General features: G+C 67.1%; 17 protein-coding genes. 5 read left to right on the forward strand and 12 right to left on the reverse strand.

From position 1 onward, the window contains the following. Together J2Y55_RS11435 and gcvPB are read left to right on the forward strand one after the other, a co-directional pair. Positions 1–657 (forward strand): hypothetical protein, encoded by a 657-nt coding sequence (locus tag J2Y55_RS11435; RefSeq protein ID WP_310152458.1) that lies wholly within the window; start codon positions 1–3, stop codon positions 655–657. 15 nt (positions 658–672) lie between these two features. Further along, positions 673–2,247, forward strand: a complete 1,575-nt coding sequence (gcvPB, locus tag J2Y55_RS11440; RefSeq protein WP_310152460.1) for an aminomethyl-transferring glycine dehydrogenase subunit GcvPB — start codon at positions 673–675, stop codon at positions 2,245–2,247. A gap of 9 nt (positions 2,248–2,256) precedes the next feature. Here the strand turns inward: gcvPB and J2Y55_RS11445 are convergent, their stop codons facing one another. Together J2Y55_RS11445 and J2Y55_RS11450 are read right to left on the reverse strand one after the other, a co-directional pair. Further along, positions 2,257–2,679 carry a type II toxin-antitoxin system VapC family toxin gene (locus J2Y55_RS11445; protein ID WP_310152463.1) on the reverse strand — a complete coding sequence of 141 codons (423 nt, stop codon included), beginning with the start codon at positions 2,677–2,679 and terminating at the stop codon, positions 2,257–2,259. Then, positions 2,676–2,939 carry a type II toxin-antitoxin system Phd/YefM family antitoxin gene (locus J2Y55_RS11450; RefSeq protein WP_310152467.1) on the reverse strand — a complete coding sequence of 88 codons (264 nt, stop codon included), beginning with the start codon at positions 2,937–2,939 and terminating at the stop codon, positions 2,676–2,678. The genes J2Y55_RS11445 and J2Y55_RS11450 overlap by 4 nt, the downstream gene beginning before the upstream one ends. Before the next feature lie 177 nt (positions 2,940–3,116). Between J2Y55_RS11450 and J2Y55_RS11455 the strand changes: the two genes are divergently transcribed. Further along, complete coding sequence (locus J2Y55_RS11455; RefSeq protein WP_310152470.1) at positions 3,117–4,403, forward strand: L,D-transpeptidase family protein; 1,287 nt, start codon at positions 3,117–3,119, stop codon at positions 4,401–4,403. A gap of 106 nt (positions 4,404–4,509) precedes the next feature. On the opposite strand, the gene J2Y55_RS11460 is transcribed toward J2Y55_RS11455, so the two are convergent. The 9 genes from J2Y55_RS11460 to J2Y55_RS11500 all read right to left on the reverse strand — a co-directional run bounded on the left by J2Y55_RS11460 (position 4,510) and on the right by J2Y55_RS11500 (position 13,112). Then, on the reverse strand, positions 4,510–5,337 hold the full coding sequence (locus tag J2Y55_RS11460) for a dienelactone hydrolase family protein (protein ID WP_310152472.1): 828 nt from the start codon (positions 5,335–5,337) through the stop codon (positions 4,510–4,512). Positions 5,338–5,440: 103 nt separating this feature from the next. Continuing rightward, the gene (locus J2Y55_RS11465) at positions 5,441–5,917 is read right to left on the reverse strand and encodes a F0F1 ATP synthase subunit B family protein (RefSeq protein ID WP_310152475.1); all 477 of its coding nucleotides are present in this window, start codon (positions 5,915–5,917) and stop codon (positions 5,441–5,443) included. An 11-nt stretch (positions 5,918–5,928) separates the two neighbouring features. After that, a complete protein-coding gene (locus tag J2Y55_RS11470; RefSeq protein WP_310152478.1) occupies positions 5,929–6,486 on the reverse strand; it encodes a F0F1 ATP synthase subunit B family protein in 558 nt (185 codons plus the stop codon). A gap of 131 nt (positions 6,487–6,617) precedes the next feature. Then, positions 6,618–6,845, reverse strand: a complete 228-nt coding sequence (locus J2Y55_RS11475) for a F0F1 ATP synthase subunit C (protein WP_056707584.1) — start codon at positions 6,843–6,845, stop codon at positions 6,618–6,620. Between the two features lie 63 nt (positions 6,846–6,908). Next, on the reverse strand, positions 6,909–7,673 hold the full coding sequence (locus tag J2Y55_RS11480) for a F0F1 ATP synthase subunit A (RefSeq protein WP_069690157.1): 765 nt from the start codon (positions 7,671–7,673) through the stop codon (positions 6,909–6,911). 44 nt (positions 7,674–7,717) lie between these two features. After that, the gene (locus J2Y55_RS11485; protein ID WP_092169535.1) at positions 7,718–8,068 is read right to left on the reverse strand and encodes an AtpZ/AtpI family protein; all 351 of its coding nucleotides are present in this window, start codon (positions 8,066–8,068) and stop codon (positions 7,718–7,720) included. Positions 8,069–8,290: 222 nt separating this feature from the next. Further along, positions 8,291–11,746: an AAA family ATPase gene (locus tag J2Y55_RS11490; protein WP_310152488.1), complete on the reverse strand. Its 3,456-nt coding sequence runs from the start codon at positions 11,744–11,746 to the stop codon at positions 8,291–8,293. Positions 11,747–11,902: 156 nt separating this feature from the next. Next, a complete protein-coding gene (locus J2Y55_RS11495; RefSeq protein WP_404978887.1) occupies positions 11,903–12,523 on the reverse strand; it encodes a DsbA family protein in 621 nt (206 codons plus the stop codon). Between the two features lie 91 nt (positions 12,524–12,614). After that, positions 12,615–13,112 carry a DUF721 domain-containing protein gene (locus J2Y55_RS11500; RefSeq protein ID WP_310152491.1) on the reverse strand — a complete coding sequence of 166 codons (498 nt, stop codon included), beginning with the start codon at positions 13,110–13,112 and terminating at the stop codon, positions 12,615–12,617. Positions 13,113–13,216: 104 nt separating this feature from the next. On the opposite strand from J2Y55_RS11500, the gene J2Y55_RS11505 reads away from it, so the two are divergent. Then, positions 13,217–13,792, forward strand: a complete 576-nt coding sequence (locus J2Y55_RS11505; protein WP_310152495.1) for a hypothetical protein — start codon at positions 13,217–13,219, stop codon at positions 13,790–13,792. Further along, a complete protein-coding gene (mutY, locus tag J2Y55_RS11510) occupies positions 13,792–14,862 on the forward strand; it encodes an A/G-specific adenine glycosylase (RefSeq protein WP_310152499.1) in 1,071 nt (356 codons plus the stop codon). Before J2Y55_RS11505 ends, mutY begins: the two co-directional genes overlap by 1 nt. Here mutY and J2Y55_RS11515 read toward each other — a convergent pair. After that, a complete protein-coding gene (locus J2Y55_RS11515) occupies positions 14,837–16,036 on the reverse strand; it encodes a site-specific DNA-methyltransferase (RefSeq protein ID WP_310152502.1) in 1,200 nt (399 codons plus the stop codon). The genes mutY and J2Y55_RS11515 overlap by 26 nt on opposite strands. Positions 16,037–16,142: the final 106 nt, after the last annotated feature.

A 16,142-nucleotide genomic window follows, 5' to 3' on the forward strand; every position in this document is an offset into this window, starting at 1 on the left:
ATGTCCCTGCACGCCATCATCGCGCGCCGCCAGCGAGCGCTCATCGCCTCGTGGGTGCGCAGCCCGCTCGTGCAGGTGCAGGTCGAGGCGCCCGGCGTCCTGCCGGGGCTGGTGTTCATCTCGGATGCCGGCGAGGCCGGCATGGCTGGCGGAGTCGGCCGGCGCGACGAACGCAATGTCGCCATGGTGACCAGGCCCGGTGATCCCGATGCGCAGGCGAGCTGCTGGGTCGCGGCGCGTTATTCCGGCTATCGCTCCGCCTATCTGGCGTTCATTCGCGAAGCCTATGGCGTCAGGGCGACATCTGCCGAGCTTGCCGGTTTCGACATCGACCATCTGCTCAATCGCGCCAGAAGCCCGCAGGATTCGACCTTCATCCGCATCGAGGCGATTCCGGCGGCCGCCAATCAGGATTGGGGGCGGCTGTTCGAGAAAGCCGCCTCGGATCCACGCTTCTATGCCAACCAGGCGCGCGAGCGGCGCACCATGAGCTGGGTGATCTGCGCCAAGCTCGCCGGCCAGGCGCCGCCGAACGGTCCCGGCGATCAGGCCGGAATCAATCGCCTCATACAGTATTTCGTTTCGATCGGGCTCGACGCGGCGGAAGCGCGCGACGGCCTCAACTCGATGCTCTCATTCGCCTATAAGTTTCGCTGATCGGACATAAACACCATGCTCAATCGTCAGGGACGTCCCACCCAGGCCGGCGAGGCTGCCAGCGAGCAGCACGCCACCTTCACCGGCAACAAGGCTCTGCAGCAGATCGAGCCGCTGATCTTCGAGATCGGCCATCATGAGACGACGGGCGTCGATATCGATGCGCCCGCGCCGTTCAAATCGCGCCTGGGCAAGCATGCGCGCAAGGACGGCATCGGCCTGCCCGGCCTCTCCGAGCCCGAGGCGATGCGCCATTACGTCCGCCTCAGCCAGAAGAATTACGGCATCGACACCGGGCTCTTCCCGCTCGGCTCCTGCACGATGAAGCACAATGCCCGCCTGAACGAGAAGATGGCGCGGTTGCCGGGCTTCTCCGACGTGCACCCACTCCAGCCGGTCTCGACCGTGCCCGGCGCGCTCGACGTCATGCTGCAGCTCTCGCACTATCTGATGACGCTGACCGGGATGCCGGCGGTTGCGCTGTCGCCGAAGGCCGGCGCGCATGGCGAGGCCTGCGGCATGATGGCGATCAAGGCCGCCATCGCCGCCAAGGGCGAGGGCGCGACCCGCAATGTCGTGCTCGTGCCGGAATCGGCGCATGGCACCAATCCGGCGACCGCCGCCCTGATCGGCTTCTCCGTGAAGTCGGTGCCGGCCCGTCCGGACGGCACCGTCGCGGTCGAGGACGTCAAGGCGCTGCTCGGGCCCGAGATCGCCGCGATCATGCTGACCAACCCCAACACCTGCGGCATCTTCGAGCCGCAGATCGTCGAGATTGCCGCCGCGATGCATGAGGCCGGCGCCTATTTCTACTGCGATGGCGCCAACTTCAACGCCATCGTCGGCAAGGCCAAGCCCGGCGATCTCGGCGTCGACGCCATGCACATCAACCTGCACAAGACCTTCTCGACGCCCCATGGCGGCGGCGGTCCGGGTGCGGGCCCGGTCGTATTGTCGGAGCGGCTCGCGCCTTATGCGCCGGTGCCCTTCATCCATGTCGAGAACGGCAAGCCGCGCCTGATCGAGAACAAGGACGATGCGCCCGCCGGCAACCAGCCCTTCGGCCGCATGACAGCCTTCCACGGCCAGATGGGCATGTATGTCCGCGCGCTCACCTATATGCTCAGCCACGGCTCTGACGGCATGAAGCAGGCTTCCGAGGACGCGGTGCTGAACGCCAACTACATCCGCGCCGGCCTGTCCGACCTGATGTCGCTGCCCTTCCCGGACCACCCTTCGATGCATGAGGCGCTGTTCGACGACGAATGGCTCAAGGGCACCGGCGTCTCGACGCTCGATTTCGCCAAGGCGATGATCGATGAGGGCTATCACCCGATGACGGTGTATTTCCCGCTCGTCGTGCATGGCGCGATGCTGATCGAGCCGACCGAGTCGGAATCCAAGGCCTCGCTCGACCTCTTCATCGCGACGCTGCGTGACCTCGCCATGGCGGCGCAAGGTAACGACAAGGCGCGCTTCACGGCAGCGCCCCACCACGCCCCGATCCGCCGCCTCGACGAAACCCGCGCCGCGCGCCAGCCGGTGCTGAAATGGGTCAAGCCGCAGCCGATCGCCGAAGCGGCGGAGTAGGGGCGGACGTTATCGGAGCTGCCAGGGATCGAGAAGTTCAAGGTCCAGTCGCTCGAAATCACGCGTGTTTCGAGTGACGAGGACCAATCCACGAGCGTGGGCGGTGGCTGCGAGCAGGCCGTCCATGGCTTGGACATTGGCTCCTCGGCGCTGTGACAACGCCATTAGGTCGCCCCAAGCTTTCGCGATCATTGGGTCGATGCCAAGAATGCGATCGCCAAAGCGGTCGGGAAGGTCGTGTTCCAGCCAAGCTTCGAAGACCTGGCGCTTCCTTCCGTGATCGAGAGAAGCGACCCCGTAGCGAATCTCGGCGAGGGTGATGACACTGATGTACAGTTGGTCTTCACGTTCGTCGACGAAGCGGGATACGCTGGGCCAGGGGCTGGGTTTTGCCAGTTCCGAGACCACATTCGTGTCCAGCAGGTAGGTCACAGCTCTACCTTACGCGGAGGATGGTCAAGCCGAACCAGATCGAGATCAGCACCGCGCAGAGGCGAATTCTGAAAGAACTCGGTCAACGTGCCCTTTCGTCCGGTCTTCCTTTCCCACTCGTCGATGGACACGAGGACGGCCGTGGGCTTGCCATTCCGTGTCACGGTCTGCGGTCCTTCGGAGCGCGCTTTCTCGATCAGTTCGGAGAACCGCGCCTTTGCGCTGGCGACGGTCCAGTCCACCTTGTGTGGCGTGCTCATGCCAAACGTCCTTATTTTATGGTCATGATGGTCAAGATAGTCATCATTCGTATTTTGTCCATGGCTCGCGCCCGGAAACGTTCCGATACGTAATTCTCTCCCCGGCCTTAAGGCTTCCTTGACCATATGCGAGGGAAGCTTCCGAGGTGCGCCTTCGGCGCATTGTGGGACCGTTCCATGGCTGTGCGTTTCGTCAAGATTTCCGTCGCCGCTGCCTTCGCCCTTTTCCTGGGCGCGGCAGGCGCGCGCGCCGAGCAGCCGAGCTACGGCCCCAACACCTATGACCGCACGCTCGAGGCGCTGATCGCGCATGAGGACATCGCCAATCGCGGCGGCTGGCCCAAGGTGCCGGGCTCGGTTTCGAGTCTGAAGCCCGATGCGCAGGGGCCCGACGTCACGATCCTGAAGCAGCGATTGATGCTGAGCGGGGATCTCGCCCCCGAGGCCCTGTCGGGCGATGTCTATGACGCGGCCGTCGTTACCGCGGTGAAGCGCTTCCAGCTTCGTCATGGCCTGTCGGATCTCGGCACGGTCGGCCGGTTGACGCTGAAGGCGATGAACGTGCCGGTCGAGGTGCGCCTGAACCAGCTGACCGCCACGCTGGAGCGGCTGAAGAGCAACGGCTTCACCTTTGCCGGGCGCTATGTCGTGGTCAACATCCCCGGCGCCAGCGTCGAGGCGGTGGAGAACGGCGTCGTCCAGCGCCGGCATCTCGCCGTGGTCGGGCGGTCGGACCGGCCCTCGCCGGTGCTGCAGGCCAACATCACCTCGGTGAACCTCAACCCCTACTGGACGGTGCCGACCTCGATCGTGAAGGCTGACATCATCCCCCATATGCGGCAGGATCCGGGCTTCATCGCCAAGTCGAACATGAAGCTGCTGGGCGCCGAGAACAAGGAAATCGACCCCGCGAGCGTGAACTGGGCAAGCCTTAAGTCGCCCTATTTCACCGTGCGGCAGGAGCCGGGCCCGACGAACTCGCTCGGTCAGCTCAAGATCGATATGCCAAATTCCGAGGCGGTCTACATGCACGACACGCCGAAGAAGACGCTGTTTCGCAACGATGTCCGCTTCAACTCGTCGGGCTGCGCCCGTATCGAGGGCGTTCGCGACCTCGCCGCCTGGCTGCTCGAAGGTACGGAGTGGACGCAGCCGGCGATCGAGGCCGAGATCGCCAAGAACGAGCGCAAGAACATTCCCCTGAAGAAGTCGGTGCCGGTTGCCTGGGTCTATCTCACCGGCTGGCAGTCGGGCGATGGGCTCGTCCAGTTCCGTGAGGACATCTACGGGCTCGACACACCGCAGGGCATCGCCACCTCGACGATAGTGGCGCGCAAGCCCAAGCCTAAGACGCCGCCCCAGGTTCCTCCCCAGAGGCTCGAGGCCAAGCCTGCCGTGACGGCGCCGGCCAAGCCCGTGGCGGTGAAACCTGCCCCGGCCACGACGGCGACCGCCATCAACTGAGGGGCTGCAGCATCAGACCGAACTTGGTATTCGGATTGATGCTGCTGCGCTTCGACTATGCATCGGCCTGCCCCGAAAACCGGTTCCCAGTTTTCGGGCCGATGCTCTAAGGCGCGGCGAGGATCGCCATCACGGCGCTGATCGCCTGCTGGCGGGCCTCCGGATTGGTACCGATCGTGACCTTGCCGTCCGGGCGCTGCGAAAAGGCGGCGTTGCGCTCGCGCAGCGGCAGGTCGGGATGGTCGAAATCGTGATAGGCGCCGGCAAAGCCGGTGAACTGCGCGCCGCCGCGCTGGGCCAGTTCCTGGCAGGGCGCGGCCGGTGTCCAGTCATCGGCGAGCCCCTGCAGGATCGTGGTCGGCACCTTGGCGCTCCAGCCGCGCTTCAGGATCACACGACAGCCCGGATAGAAGGCGATCACCTTGCGAAACCCGCCAGCGCCGGCCGCGGCTGCGTCACCGGCTACGCGCAGCACCGTCGAGCCGCCATTGGACCAGCCGATCAGGCTGGTGCGCCCGGCTGCGACGAAGGGCTGCTGCGCCAGCCAGTCGCTCGCGCCGAAGGCATCCTTGGTGCGCCCGGCCGGGGTCAAGGCGCGGTCGCGATCATTGCAGAGCGAGGATAGTCCGCGCGGGCGAAAACTGTCGGGCAGCAGCACGGCGTAGCCGGCGGCGTTGAGGCGCTGGCTCCAGTCGGTCTCGCGCGCATTCATCTTGCCGGAGCGGCTCCAGAGGCCGGCGCAGCCATGCATGGCCACCACGGTCGGGAAGGGCCCTGTGCCCGCCGGCTTGGCGAGCCAGCCCGTCAGGAGGGTGCCGTCGCGCGAGGCGAAGCTGACCTGCTCCATCGCGAATGCCGAGCCGGCGAGGCCCAGGCCGATAGGATCAAGGAGGAGGGTGCTGGCGAGAACAGCGGTCCGAAGGAACGGCATCATGGAACGGAAGCCTCCTGAACGGCGCAAGGCGGCGGCGCGCCAAAGAAAAACGCCGCGATCCCAGGGGATCGCGGCGTCGATTTGATGGCCGGCCGAGACAAACTCAGTTCAGCTTGGCCTTGACCTCTTGCAGGCCGGTCGAGAAGGCGGCTTCGCCGGCCTTCCCGGCCATCTGCCCACGCAGGATGGCCTCGGCGGCGCGGGTGGCTGCCTCGGCGGCGGCGGCGCGAACCTCGGCCTCCGCCTGGATCTCTGCCTGAGCGATCTTGTCCTCCGCCGATTTGGTGCGGCGGGTGACGAACTCGCTCAGCTTGGTCTCAGCTTCGGAAGCGAGACGCTTGGCCTCGTCATTGGCCGCAGCGATGATGCTGGCGGCCTCCGCTTCGGCGGCCTTGCGCTTGGCTTCGTATTCGGCGAGCAGCTTTTCGGCTTCCTGCCGCAAGCGGCGGGCCTCGGCCAGTTCGCGGGCGACCATCTCGCCACGCGAATCGAGCGCGGCCGTGATTTTCTTGTGCACGCCGAACTTGGCGAGCAAGCCCAGGAAGATGACGAAGGCGACGCCGACCCAGAAGGTATCCATCTGATCTCTCCTCAGCCCTGCGCCAGGGCTTGATCGACCGCGTCGGACGCCTCAGCCGTGCTGGGGGCCTGACCCGTCAACTTGGTCACGATCGCGATCGCGACTTCGCTGCCGAGGCCGCGGACATTGGACATCGCCTTCGACTTGGTGCTGGCGATGGCGGCTTCCGCCTTGTCGAGCTTGGCGGTGAGTTCGGCCTCGACCGAGCGGCGACGCTCGTCCGACGCCTTGGCGCCGGCGTCGCGGGAAGCCTGCGCGATCGACTGCGCGTTCTTGCGGGCTTCCGTGAGAGCCTTCTCATAGGCCTGGGAGGTTTCCTCGGCCTTCGCCTGCATCTCTGCAGCCTGGTCGAGATCGCGCGAGATCGTGTTCGCCCGCTCCTCCAGGATGGCGCCGACACGCGGCAGGGCGACCCTCGACATCAGCCAGTAGAGGGCTCCAAACGAGATCGCCAGCCAGAAGAGCTGTCCGGCGAAGGTCCTGGCGTCGAAGGGCGGGAAGGAGGCCTTGGCGCCGTGCTCTGCCGCGGCCTGGGCCGCACCGGCCGCGAGCAGGGCGGCGGAAGCCACCAGTCCTCGTCCGAAGACGGTTGCAGAACGAAGCGGCATGGCAATGCCTTTCAGCCGGAAGAGCAGTGATGCCGGCACTCCGGCGCCACGAGACGCGCCGGAGTTCGACAAGGCGACGTAAGATGCGTGCGTCAGAGCACGAACATCAGGACGAGCGCGACGACGAAGCAGAAGATGCCCAGACCTTCCGCGAGCGCCGCGCCGATGAAGGCACGCCCGAACTGGCCGTCGGCGGCCGAAGGGTTGCGCAGCGCGCCCGAGAGGAAGTTGCCGAAAATGCTGCCGACGCCGATGGCGGCGAGGCCCATTCCGAGGCAGGCGAGGCCAGCGCCGAGATACTTGGCTGCAACAGGATCCATAGTCTTTCTCCGGTGTGAAAAGCTTGAGCGGGTGGGTGAACTCTCGCGATCTCGGCTCTGGGCTCAGTGGCCCGGATGCAGAGCATCGTTGAGATAGACGCAGGTCAGGATCGCGAAGACATAGGCCTGCAGGAAAGCGACGAGGAACTCGAGGGCGGTGAGCGCGATGGCGAGCAGCAGCGGCAGCGGCGCGATGACATAGCCGAGCACGCCGGCTCCCGTGGTCAGCGCGACGACGAAGCCGCCGAAGACCTTGAGCGCGATATGGCCGGCGAGCATGTTGCCGAACAGACGCAAGGAGAGCGAGATCGGCCGCGAGACGAAGGAGACCGCCTCGATCAGCACCATGAAGGGCAGGAGCCAGCCGGGAACGCCCGACGGCACGAACAGGCCGAAGAAATGGCTGCCATGCTTGACGATGCCATAGACCAGCACGACGCCGATGACGAGGAAGGCGAAGGCGGCGGTGACGATGATGTGGCTGGTGACGGTGAAGGAGCTCGGGACCATGCCGAGCAGGTTCGCCGTCAGCACGAACATGAAGAGCGAGAAGACGAAGGGGAAGAAGCGCATGCCGTCCTTGCCCATCACACCTGTGACCGTCGAGGCGACGAATTCATAGGCGATCTCGGCGAGCGACTGCAGGCGACCGGGCACGGTGGCGCGCTGGCTCGAGCCATAGATCATGACGAGCGAGACGACGCCGACGATCAGGACCATCAGCAGCGAGGAGTTGGTGAACGACAGGTCGAGCCCGAAGGGGCGCAGGCCCACGATCGGATGGATCTCGAATTGGTGGATCGGATCGATTCCGCCGCCAGCCGCCATGTCTCAAGCCCCTCGTCGCGCAGCCAGCCTGGCTGCCTCTTCGGTTATTTCTTCGCCGCGTCGTCCTGAGACCCTGAGGTCGGACGCACGCCGAGCCGATAAGCGGAACGAAAACCGGCGATGGTGCCGAGCGCCAGGAAGGCGATCAGCAGGAACGGAGACGTTCCGAGCCACCGGTCTCCGAGGAACCCGAGAAGGGCGCCCGCGATGATGCCGCCTGCAAGATCGGTTGCTGCGCGAAACCCGGATGACATCGCGCCCGCAAGCGCCTTGTCCTTCCCCGCCGGACTTGCGCCCGGCTTTTCACTCTCCTCGGCCCGCCCGATGGCGGACTTCAAAGAGTCCAGTCTTGCGCGCAACTCCGTATCTGAGGCGCTTTTGTCAGGTTCCGACATGGCGATGATCCCTCCCTGATCGCGAAATGGCCACGATCCGGTGAAAAACCACTCTATCCCTGTCCAGACCCGCGCATCGAGCCGTCGTCAGCACGGCCTCCTTTATTGCCCGGTCCCCGCCCTGTCAAGGCAGGGCAAAGTGGCTTAAGGTATTGGAATATTTATAAATTCAGGCGAGATGCGACATTCTTGCCGCATTGCCGCGTCGATTGTGGCAATTTTTCAACCGGCCTCGCGGATGCGTTCGGCGGTCGCGAGGTCGACCGAGACCATCTGGCTGACGCCGCGCTCGGCCATGGTGACGCCGAAGAGTCGGTCCATCCGGGCCATGGTGATCGGGTTGTGGGTGATCAGGATGAAGCGCGTCTGCGTATGGCGCGCCATCTCGTCGAGCAGGTCGCAATAGCGCTCGACATTGGCGTCATCGAGCGGCGCATCGACCTCGTCGAGCACGCAGATCGGCGAGGGGTTGGTCAGGAACACGGCGAAGATCAGCGCGGTAGCGGTCAGGGCCTGCTCGCCGCCCGAGAGCAGCGTCATCACTTGCGGCTTCTTGCCGGGCGGGCGGGCGAAGATTTCCAGCCCCGCCTCCAGCGGGTCCTCGGAATCGACCAGCTTCAGCTCGGCCGTGCCGCCGCCGAACAGCACGCTGAACAGGCGCTGGAACTGCTCGTTGACGATCTCGAAGGCGGCGAGCAGGCGTTCGCGCCCTTCGCGGTTCAAGGCGCCGATCGCCTGGCGCAGGCGCCGGATCGCCTCGCTCAGATCGTCGCGCTCGCCCGTCATGCCCTCGCGCTTGGCCTTGATCTCGGAGAGCTCGTCCTCGGCGCGCAGATTAACCGCGCCGAGCCGCTCGCGCTCGGCCTTGAGGCCGGCGAGGCGGCTTTCGACCGCGCCCTGCACGGGCAGGTCCTCGCCGGGCTTCAGCCCCGTCAGCCCCTGCAGTTCGGCCAGCGTCGTCTCCAGCCCGTCCTCGATCTGGCGCGCCACGTCGGAGACGCGCTGGCGGGCGGCCTCGAGCCTGGCCTCGGCGGAAGCGCGCAATTCACGCGCGCCGGCCAGGCCTTCGAGCGCGGCCCGCGCCTGGCGATCGGCCTCGGCCAGGGCGGTTTCCGCCTTGGCGAGGCTGTCGGCTGCTTCGCGCCGGCCAGCCTCTGCGGTTTCGATCTCGGCGACGATTCGGCGACGCTCGACCAGGAAGGTGTCGGGCGCCTCCAGCAGCGCCTTCTGCTCGGCCGCGACCGTCTCGATGCGGCGCCTGGTTTCCTCGGCCGTCTGGCTGGAGGTGGCGGCGCGCTGCTGCCAGGCCGCGACATCCTGCGCGATGGCGGCGCGCCGCTTCGTGCGCAGCTCCGCCTCGCGCGCCAGGGTTTGGACCCGCGCCCGCGCATCGGAAGCCGCGACGCGCCGTTCGCCCAGCTCGACGCGCGCCTTCAGCAGCACGGTTTCGAGATCGGTCAATGGCGAGAGCGCACCGTACGCCTCCTCATGGCCGGCCGCCTGCGCCGTCGCTTCAGTGATGGTCTGGCCGAGACGCTCGATCGCCTCGCTCAGCGCCGAGCGCCTTGCGGCCGTCTCGCTGGCTTTGCGCTCGGCGGCGGTGAGCTGTTCGCGCGCCTGGTCGAGCCCGCGCCGCGCCACGCGCACGGCTTCGAGCGCCACGGTCTCGGTCTGGGCCGCGGCTTTGGCTTCGTTCGTTGCCGCATCGAGGCCGTCCCGCGCTGTTTCCGCCGCCTCGCGCGCGGCCTGAGCTTCGCGTTCGAGATCGCCGAGCCGGTTCTTCTCGGCGAGACGGCGCGCGGCCGGGGAGGGCGCTTCGGCGGCGCTGGTGAACCCGTCCCAGCGCCAGATATCGCCTTCGCGCGAGACCAGCCGCTGGCCCGGCTTGAGCTGATCGCGCAGATGCGCGCCATCAATGCGCGCCACGATGCCGATCTGCGCGAGCCGGCGTTTCAGCGCGGCGGGACCGCGCACCTGCTGGCCCAGCGCCTCGACGCCGGCAGGCAAGGCCGGGTCGTCCCCGCCCGGGCCGGTGTCGCGCCAATGCGTCGGCGCGGAGGCCTCGGTGGCGGCGTCGAGATCGTCCCCCAGCGCCGCGCCGAGCGCGGTCTCATAGCCCTTGGCGACGCTGATCGCCTCGATGACCGCCGGCCAGAGATCGCCGGCCGCCGGCGCGAGCAGCTTCTGCAAGGTCTTGATCTCGGTTTCCAGCCGCTGCGCCTTGCGGTCGGCCTCGGCCAGCGGCCCGCGCAATTGCGTCTCGCGCTCGCGGGCGGCCCCAAGCGCGCCGCGTGCGGCATTGGCCCGGGCGTCGGCCTCGCCCATCGCGGCCTCGCTGGTGGTGACCGCCTCCTGTAGCGCCGCCAAAGGCGTCGAGGCGGTCGCGGCGTCGAGCGCGGCCTGGTCGCGCAGCAAGCGGTCGCGCTCGCCCGAGGCCCTGGTGACGCGCTCGCGCGCCTCGCGCAAGGCGCGCTCGAGTGCGCCGCGCCGCGCTCCGAGATCGGAGAGGCGCGCCTGTGCGGCGGCGTGCTCGGTCTCGGCTGCGGCAAGGGCGGCTTCCGTCTCGGAGAGGCTGGCCGTTGCCGCCTCGGCGCTGGCCGCGGCGCCTGCGCCCTCGCGCGCCAGCTCGTCATCCTCTTCCGCCAGCCGTGACAGGCTTCCGCTCGCATCGCGCGCGACGTTCTCCTGCCTGGAGAGATCGCCCTGGAGCTCGGTCAAGCGCCGGCCGAGTTCCTCGCCGCGCTGCCTGGCGCGACGGTTGGCGGCCTCAATCTCGTCGAGGCCGCGCTTGAGCCGCACCAAAGTCGCGGCCGCCGCAGCCTCTCCTTCGCGCAGCGCCGGCAGCGCATGCGCCGCGACGGCCTGCATCCGCGCCGCTTCCGCCTGGATGCCGGTTTGTTCGGCGACGCCGCGCACGGCGGCCTCCAGCGCGCGCTCGCCCTGCGCTTCCTGCAAGCGTGCCTCGTGATGGGCGATCAGCGCCAGCACGGCTTCCGCCCGGCGGATATCGGCGGCCAGGCTGCGATAGCGCCCGGCCTGCCGGGCCTGGCGCTGCAGCGCCTCGATCTGCCCGTCGATCTCGCCGAGCACGTCCTCGAGCCGCGTCAGATTCTCTTCCGCCCCGCGCAGGCGCAGTTCGGCTTCGTGGCGGCGGCTGTGCAGGCCGGCGATGCCGGCGGCGTCCTCGAGGATGCGCCGGCGCGATTGCGGCTTGGCCGAGATGATCTCGCTGATCTGCCCCTGCCGTACGAGAGCGGGCGAGCGCGCGCCGGTTGCGGCATCCGCGAACAGGAGCTGCACATCCTTCGCGCGCACTTCCTTGCCGTTGACGCGATAGGTCGAGCCTTCCTCGCGCTCGATCCGGCGGGTGACTTCGAGGACATCGGTCTCGTTGAAGGCGGCAGGTGCCTTGCGGTCGGTATTGTCGAGGGTGAGCGCGACTTCGGCCATGTTGCGGCCGGGGCGCTCATTCGAGCCGCCGAAGATGACATCGTCCATCCCCGAGCCGCGCATGTTCTTGAACGAGCTTTCGCCCATCACCCAGCGCAGGGCTTCGACGAGATTGGATTTGCCGCAGCCATTGGGGCCGACGATGCCGGTCAGCCCCGGCTCGATCAGAAACTCCGTCGACTCGACGAAGGTCTTGAAGCCGGTGAGCTTGAGGCGCGTCAGCTGCATGAGCGCGCCTTCCCTTCTCCCCCCGGGGGAGAAGGTGTCTGCGAAGCAGACGGATGAGGGAAGGAACTTAAGCCCTCGACCGCCCTTCCCTCATCCGTCAGCGCTTCGCGCAGCCACCTTCTCCCCCCAGGGGAGAAGGAAGACAAGCGCGCGCTCTCAGCCCGCCAGCAGCGGTTCGAGGATCTTGTCGAATTCGGCGATCGAGAGCGCACCTGAACGCTTCTGCCCGTTGATGAAGAAGGTCGGCGTCGCATCGACACCAGCCTTGGCCCCACGATCCTTCACTTGCGTGACGGCGTCATAGATATCTTGCCTTTTCAAGCAGGCTTCAAACGAATCCTGTGTGAAACCGGCCTGTTTGACCATGCTCGACAGCGCATCAACCGGTTTGTCGGTGAAAGCCCAGGCCTTTTGCTGGCTGAACAGCATGTCGGTCATCGGGTAGTATTTGTCGTTGCCGTTGCAGCGGGCAAGCATGAAGCCCGCCGTCGCCAGCGGATCGAGCGGGAATTCGCGCAGCGTGAAGCGGATCTTGCCGGTGTCGATGTACTTCGCCTTCAGCGCCGGCCAGGTGTCCTGATGGAAGGCGGCGCAGTGGCTGCAGGTCATCGAGGCGTATTCGATCACCGTCACCTTGGCGTCGGCCGGGCCGAGCCAGACATCGCCGAGCGGGCCGGCCGTGGTCAGGTCGGTCTGCGCCTGGGCACTGCGCGCGCCCAGCATCGCGGCGGCTGCGAGGCCGGCGGTGCCGGTCAGAAGCTGTCGCCTGTTCGTCATAATGCAGTGTCCTTGAGAGCGAAATCGGTTGCCGGACCATAGAGGCCATCACGATTGTGGCAAGATCGGTTCGGCGCGATCGTGCCGGCGCTCACGAAGCTGTGTCGGGCCGGCCAGCATGCTTGCCCGCGCCGACGGAGCGGCCGAGCCGCTCCAATGCTGCCCGCAATTCCGGGTCAGTGATGCCGGAGACCTGCTGCGCCACGCGCGCGACCGTCGCGGGATCGGGCGGTGGCGGCGCTTTCCTGGTCACCGGCGCCTCGACGGGGCCCTGTTTCAGAACGAGCTTGCCGACGGCGCGCCAGCCGAGATGGGTGTTGACCCGCTCCAGCACGAGCGGCGCGAGTTGCTGCATCTCCAGCGCGAAGGCGCCCTCGACCCGCACCACCATCGTTGCGGGATCGGAGGCCTCGCCCGGCGCGGGCCGGCGGCGCGGCCAGTCGATCTTGAGCGGCCGCGAGCGTGCCGCCAGCCGCTCGCCGACGATCTCGGGCCAGAGCGAGACGATGGCACGGCCGGCAAAGCCCTGCGCGGCGAGCGCCGGCGCAAGGCAGTCATCGATCAGGTCGGCGAGAGGTTTGGCAGCCATGCGCCATTGTGCGGGAGCGGTGCGGTGACGCACAAGTCCCCTGTGACAATGCCGTGAGGGATCATCTAAGGTTGCAGAGCGGCTGCGGGGGATTTGAGATGCGTATGGTGTCTGTGCTGGCGGCGTTCTGCGCCGTGACGGTTCACGCTGCCTCTGCGGTCGAGATCTCGCAAAAGGGCGCGATGGCGACGCTGAGCGGGCCAATCAACAATGGCGATGAGTTTCTGCTGCGCGATTTCCTGACCACCCCCCAAGGCGGGCAGGTCAAATTCATCCATCTCAACAGTCAGGGCGGGCGCGTTCTCGCCGCGCGTGAAATGGCCCGGCACATTCGCAAGGCCGGGCTGGTCACCGTCGTGGATGCGTCGCGCGCGCTCTGCAATAGCGCGTGCACGGCCCTGTTTGCCGCGGGTGTCAGACGGCACTATCTCAACGCGACCTTCGCCGATGGCGCGGGCGGGCGCGGAGGTCTCGGCTTCCACGAAGGCAACAGTCTTCAGGCCTCCGGAGCGCGGGGGTATTCGGGCGGTGCGGTGGCCGAGATGAACAACATCTATTACGAAATGGGCGTGCCCGGTGCGGCATCCCTGACAACCAAGGCTGCCTTCAACAGAATGTACCGAATCTCGGGGCAGACCGCGCTTTCATTGGGGATCGCCTCATCGCTCTCGCCTCCGTAATGCCTACGCCGAACGCCGCCGATCTCCTCGCCTGGTATGACCGCCATCGCCGCAGCCTGCCCTGGCGGACGCTGCCGGGCGAAAGGCCCGACCCGTATCGCGTCTGGGCCTCCGAGATCATGCTGCAGCAGACCACGATCACGGCGGTAAAACCCTATTTCGAGCGCTTCATGGCGCGGTTTCCAACGGTCGAAGCGCTTGCAGCTGCGCCCTCCGAGGAGGTCATGCAGGCCTGGGCCGGGCTCGGCTATTACTCGCGCGCCCGCAATCTGCATGCCTGCGCCATGGCCGTGACAGAGAGCCATGGCGGCCGCTTTCCCGACACCGAAGCGGGCTTGCGCGCGCTGCCGGGCATCGGCGCCTATACCGCCGGCGCGGTGGCCGCGATCGCCTTCGACAGGCCCGCTGCCGCCGTCGACGGCAATGTCGAGCGCGTCATGACCCGGCTCTTCGCCATCGAGGCGGCGCTGCCCGGCGCCAAGCCCCTGATTCGCGAGCATGTCCTGGCGCTGCTGCCGATGGCGCGGCCGGGCGATTTCGCGCAAGCGCTGATGGATCTCGGCGCAACGATCTGCACGCCGCGCAACCCGGCTTGCGGCATCTGCCCCTGGCGCGAGCCTTGCCGGGCGCAGGCTACTGGCACCCAGGAGAGCTATCCGCGCAAGGCTGCGAAGAAGGCTGGCGTCACTCGCTACGGCGCCGCCTTCGTGCTGATGCGCGAGGATGGCGCGCTCCTGGTTCGCACGCGCCCGAACAAGGGCCTGCTCGGCGGCATGGCCGAAGTACCGACCAGCGACTGGCGCGCCGATTACGAACTGGATGGCGCCGCGCAGGACGCGCCATTGGCGACGCGGTGGCGCAAGCTGAGCCCGCCAGTACGCCATGTCTTCACGCATTTTCCGCTGGAATTGACGGTGCTGGTGGCAAAGGCGCCGCTGACGGCGCAAGCCCCAGCGAGCATGCGTTTCACGCCGCCTGGCAAGCTGCGCGAGGAGCCGTTCCCGAGCCTGATGCTGAAAGTGGTCGAGGCCGGGCTGGCGGCGCTCAGGCCGCCGCCATCTGCGCCCTGATCTCGCCGCGCAGGACGTCGAGCAGCATCAGCCCGGCCGGCCGCTCGACATGCCAGAAGGTCCAGCCATTGCAGCTCGGCAGGCCCTGGGCCAGCGCTCCGACCTTGTGGATAGAGCCGACCGCCGGACCCAGCATCAGCGTGCCGTCGGCGCGGATCGTCGCCTTGTGGCGGCGCTTTTCGTCCGTGACGCTCTCGCCGGCCTTCACCAGCCCGGCCTCGACCAGGCTGAGGAAGGGCACGCGCGGCTCGCTGCGCTTGGAGGGCGCGGTCGAGTAGGCTTCCGGCGGCAGCGGCTCGATGGCGGCGATGCGCTTGCGGGCGGCGGCAGCATAGGCGGGATCGCGCTCCAGCCCGATGAAGCGCCGGCCGAGCGCCTTGGCGACGGCGCCGGTCGTGCCGGTGCCGAAGAAGGGATCGAGGATCACGTCGCCTGGATTACTGGCCGAGAGCATGACGCGGGCGAGCAGGGCCTCGGGCTTCTGCGTCGGATGGACTTTCACCCCCGCATCATCCTTCAGGCGCTCCTCGCCGGTGCAGAGCGGCAGATACCAATCGGAGCGCATCTGCAGGTCGTCATTGCCGCCTTTGAGCGCCTCGTAGTGGAAGGTGTATTTCGATGAGGCGCCGCGCGCCGCCCAGATCAGCGTCTCATGCGCATTGGTGAAGCGCCGGCCGCGGAAATTCGGCATCGGATTGGCCTTGCGCCAGACGATGTCGTTCAGCATCCAGAAGCCGAGATCCTGCAGGATCGAGCCGACGCGGAAAATGTTGTGATAGGAGCCGATGACCCAGAGCGCGCCGTCGGGTTTCAGCACGCGGCGGCAGGCCGCAAGCCAGGCGCGCGTGAAGGCGTCGTAATCGGCGAAGGACGAGAATTTGTCCCAGTCGTCGTCGACGGCGTCGACGAGGCTGTCGTCGGGCCGGCGCAGGTCGCCACCGAGCTGGAGATTATAGGGCGGGTCGGCGAAGACGAGGTCGACGCTGGCCGGGGGCAGGCGCTCGAGCGCGGCGACACAGTCGCCGACGAGCACCTGATCGAGAGGGAGTTCGAGAGGAAGGCCGGCCGCCTCGAGCCGTGGAGCCTTGATCGGTGACTGCAGCGCGGGCCGTCCGGTACGCGGAACTTGAATCCGGACGGCGGCGCTGGTGGTCCCGGTACGCAAAATACCCATGACGCCCCAAGACCGTTACGCAACTTGAACAGTCGCGATATTGCTCGGACAGGGTAAAAGCCGGGTTTCCGCGATGAAAAAAATGCGTCTCGTTTTGGGGCTGCAG

Origin of the sequence: Allobosea sp. BE125 (assembly GCF_031456075.1) — a bacterium.
GTDB lineage: Bacteria > Pseudomonadota > Alphaproteobacteria > Rhizobiales > Beijerinckiaceae > Allobosea.

What these genes read in the sequence shown, in the direction of transcription:
- J2Y55_RS11435 (WP_310152458.1), top strand. Translation starts at nt 1, where the DNA reads ATGTCCCTGCACGCCATCATCGCGCGCCGCCAGCGAGCGCTCATCGCC.
- gcvPB (WP_310152460.1), top strand. Translation starts at nt 673, where the DNA reads ATGCTCAATCGTCAGGGACGTCCCACCCAGGCCGGCGAGGCTGCCAGC.
- J2Y55_RS11450 (WP_310152467.1), bottom strand. Translation starts at nt 2,939, where the DNA reads ATGAGCACGCCACACAAGGTGGACTGGACCGTCGCCAGCGCAAAGGCG.
- J2Y55_RS11455 (WP_310152470.1), top strand. Translation starts at nt 3,117, where the DNA reads ATGGCTGTGCGTTTCGTCAAGATTTCCGTCGCCGCTGCCTTCGCCCTT.
- J2Y55_RS11460 (WP_310152472.1), bottom strand. Translation starts at nt 5,337, where the DNA reads ATGATGCCGTTCCTTCGGACCGCTGTTCTCGCCAGCACCCTCCTCCTT.
- J2Y55_RS11465 (WP_310152475.1), bottom strand. Translation starts at nt 5,917, where the DNA reads ATGGATACCTTCTGGGTCGGCGTCGCCTTCGTCATCTTCCTGGGCTTG.
- J2Y55_RS11475 (WP_056707584.1), bottom strand. Translation starts at nt 6,845, where the DNA reads ATGGATCCTGTTGCAGCCAAGTATCTCGGCGCTGGCCTCGCCTGCCTC.
- J2Y55_RS11480 (WP_069690157.1), bottom strand. Translation starts at nt 7,673, where the DNA reads ATGGCGGCTGGCGGCGGAATCGATCCGATCCACCAATTCGAGATCCAT.
- J2Y55_RS11485 (WP_092169535.1), bottom strand. Translation starts at nt 8,068, where the DNA reads ATGTCGGAACCTGACAAAAGCGCCTCAGATACGGAGTTGCGCGCAAGA.
- J2Y55_RS11490 (WP_310152488.1), bottom strand. Translation starts at nt 11,746, where the DNA reads ATGCAGCTGACGCGCCTCAAGCTCACCGGCTTCAAGACCTTCGTCGAG.
- J2Y55_RS11495 (WP_404978887.1), bottom strand. Translation starts at nt 12,523, where the DNA reads ATGACGAACAGGCGACAGCTTCTGACCGGCACCGCCGGCCTCGCAGCC.
- J2Y55_RS11500 (WP_310152491.1), bottom strand. Translation starts at nt 13,112, where the DNA reads ATGGCTGCCAAACCTCTCGCCGACCTGATCGATGACTGCCTTGCGCCG.
- J2Y55_RS11505 (WP_310152495.1), top strand. Translation starts at nt 13,217, where the DNA reads ATGGTGTCTGTGCTGGCGGCGTTCTGCGCCGTGACGGTTCACGCTGCC.
- mutY (WP_310152499.1), top strand. Translation starts at nt 13,792, where the DNA reads ATGCCTACGCCGAACGCCGCCGATCTCCTCGCCTGGTATGACCGCCAT.
- J2Y55_RS11515 (WP_310152502.1), bottom strand. Translation starts at nt 16,036, where the DNA reads ATGGGTATTTTGCGTACCGGGACCACCAGCGCCGCCGTCCGGATTCAA.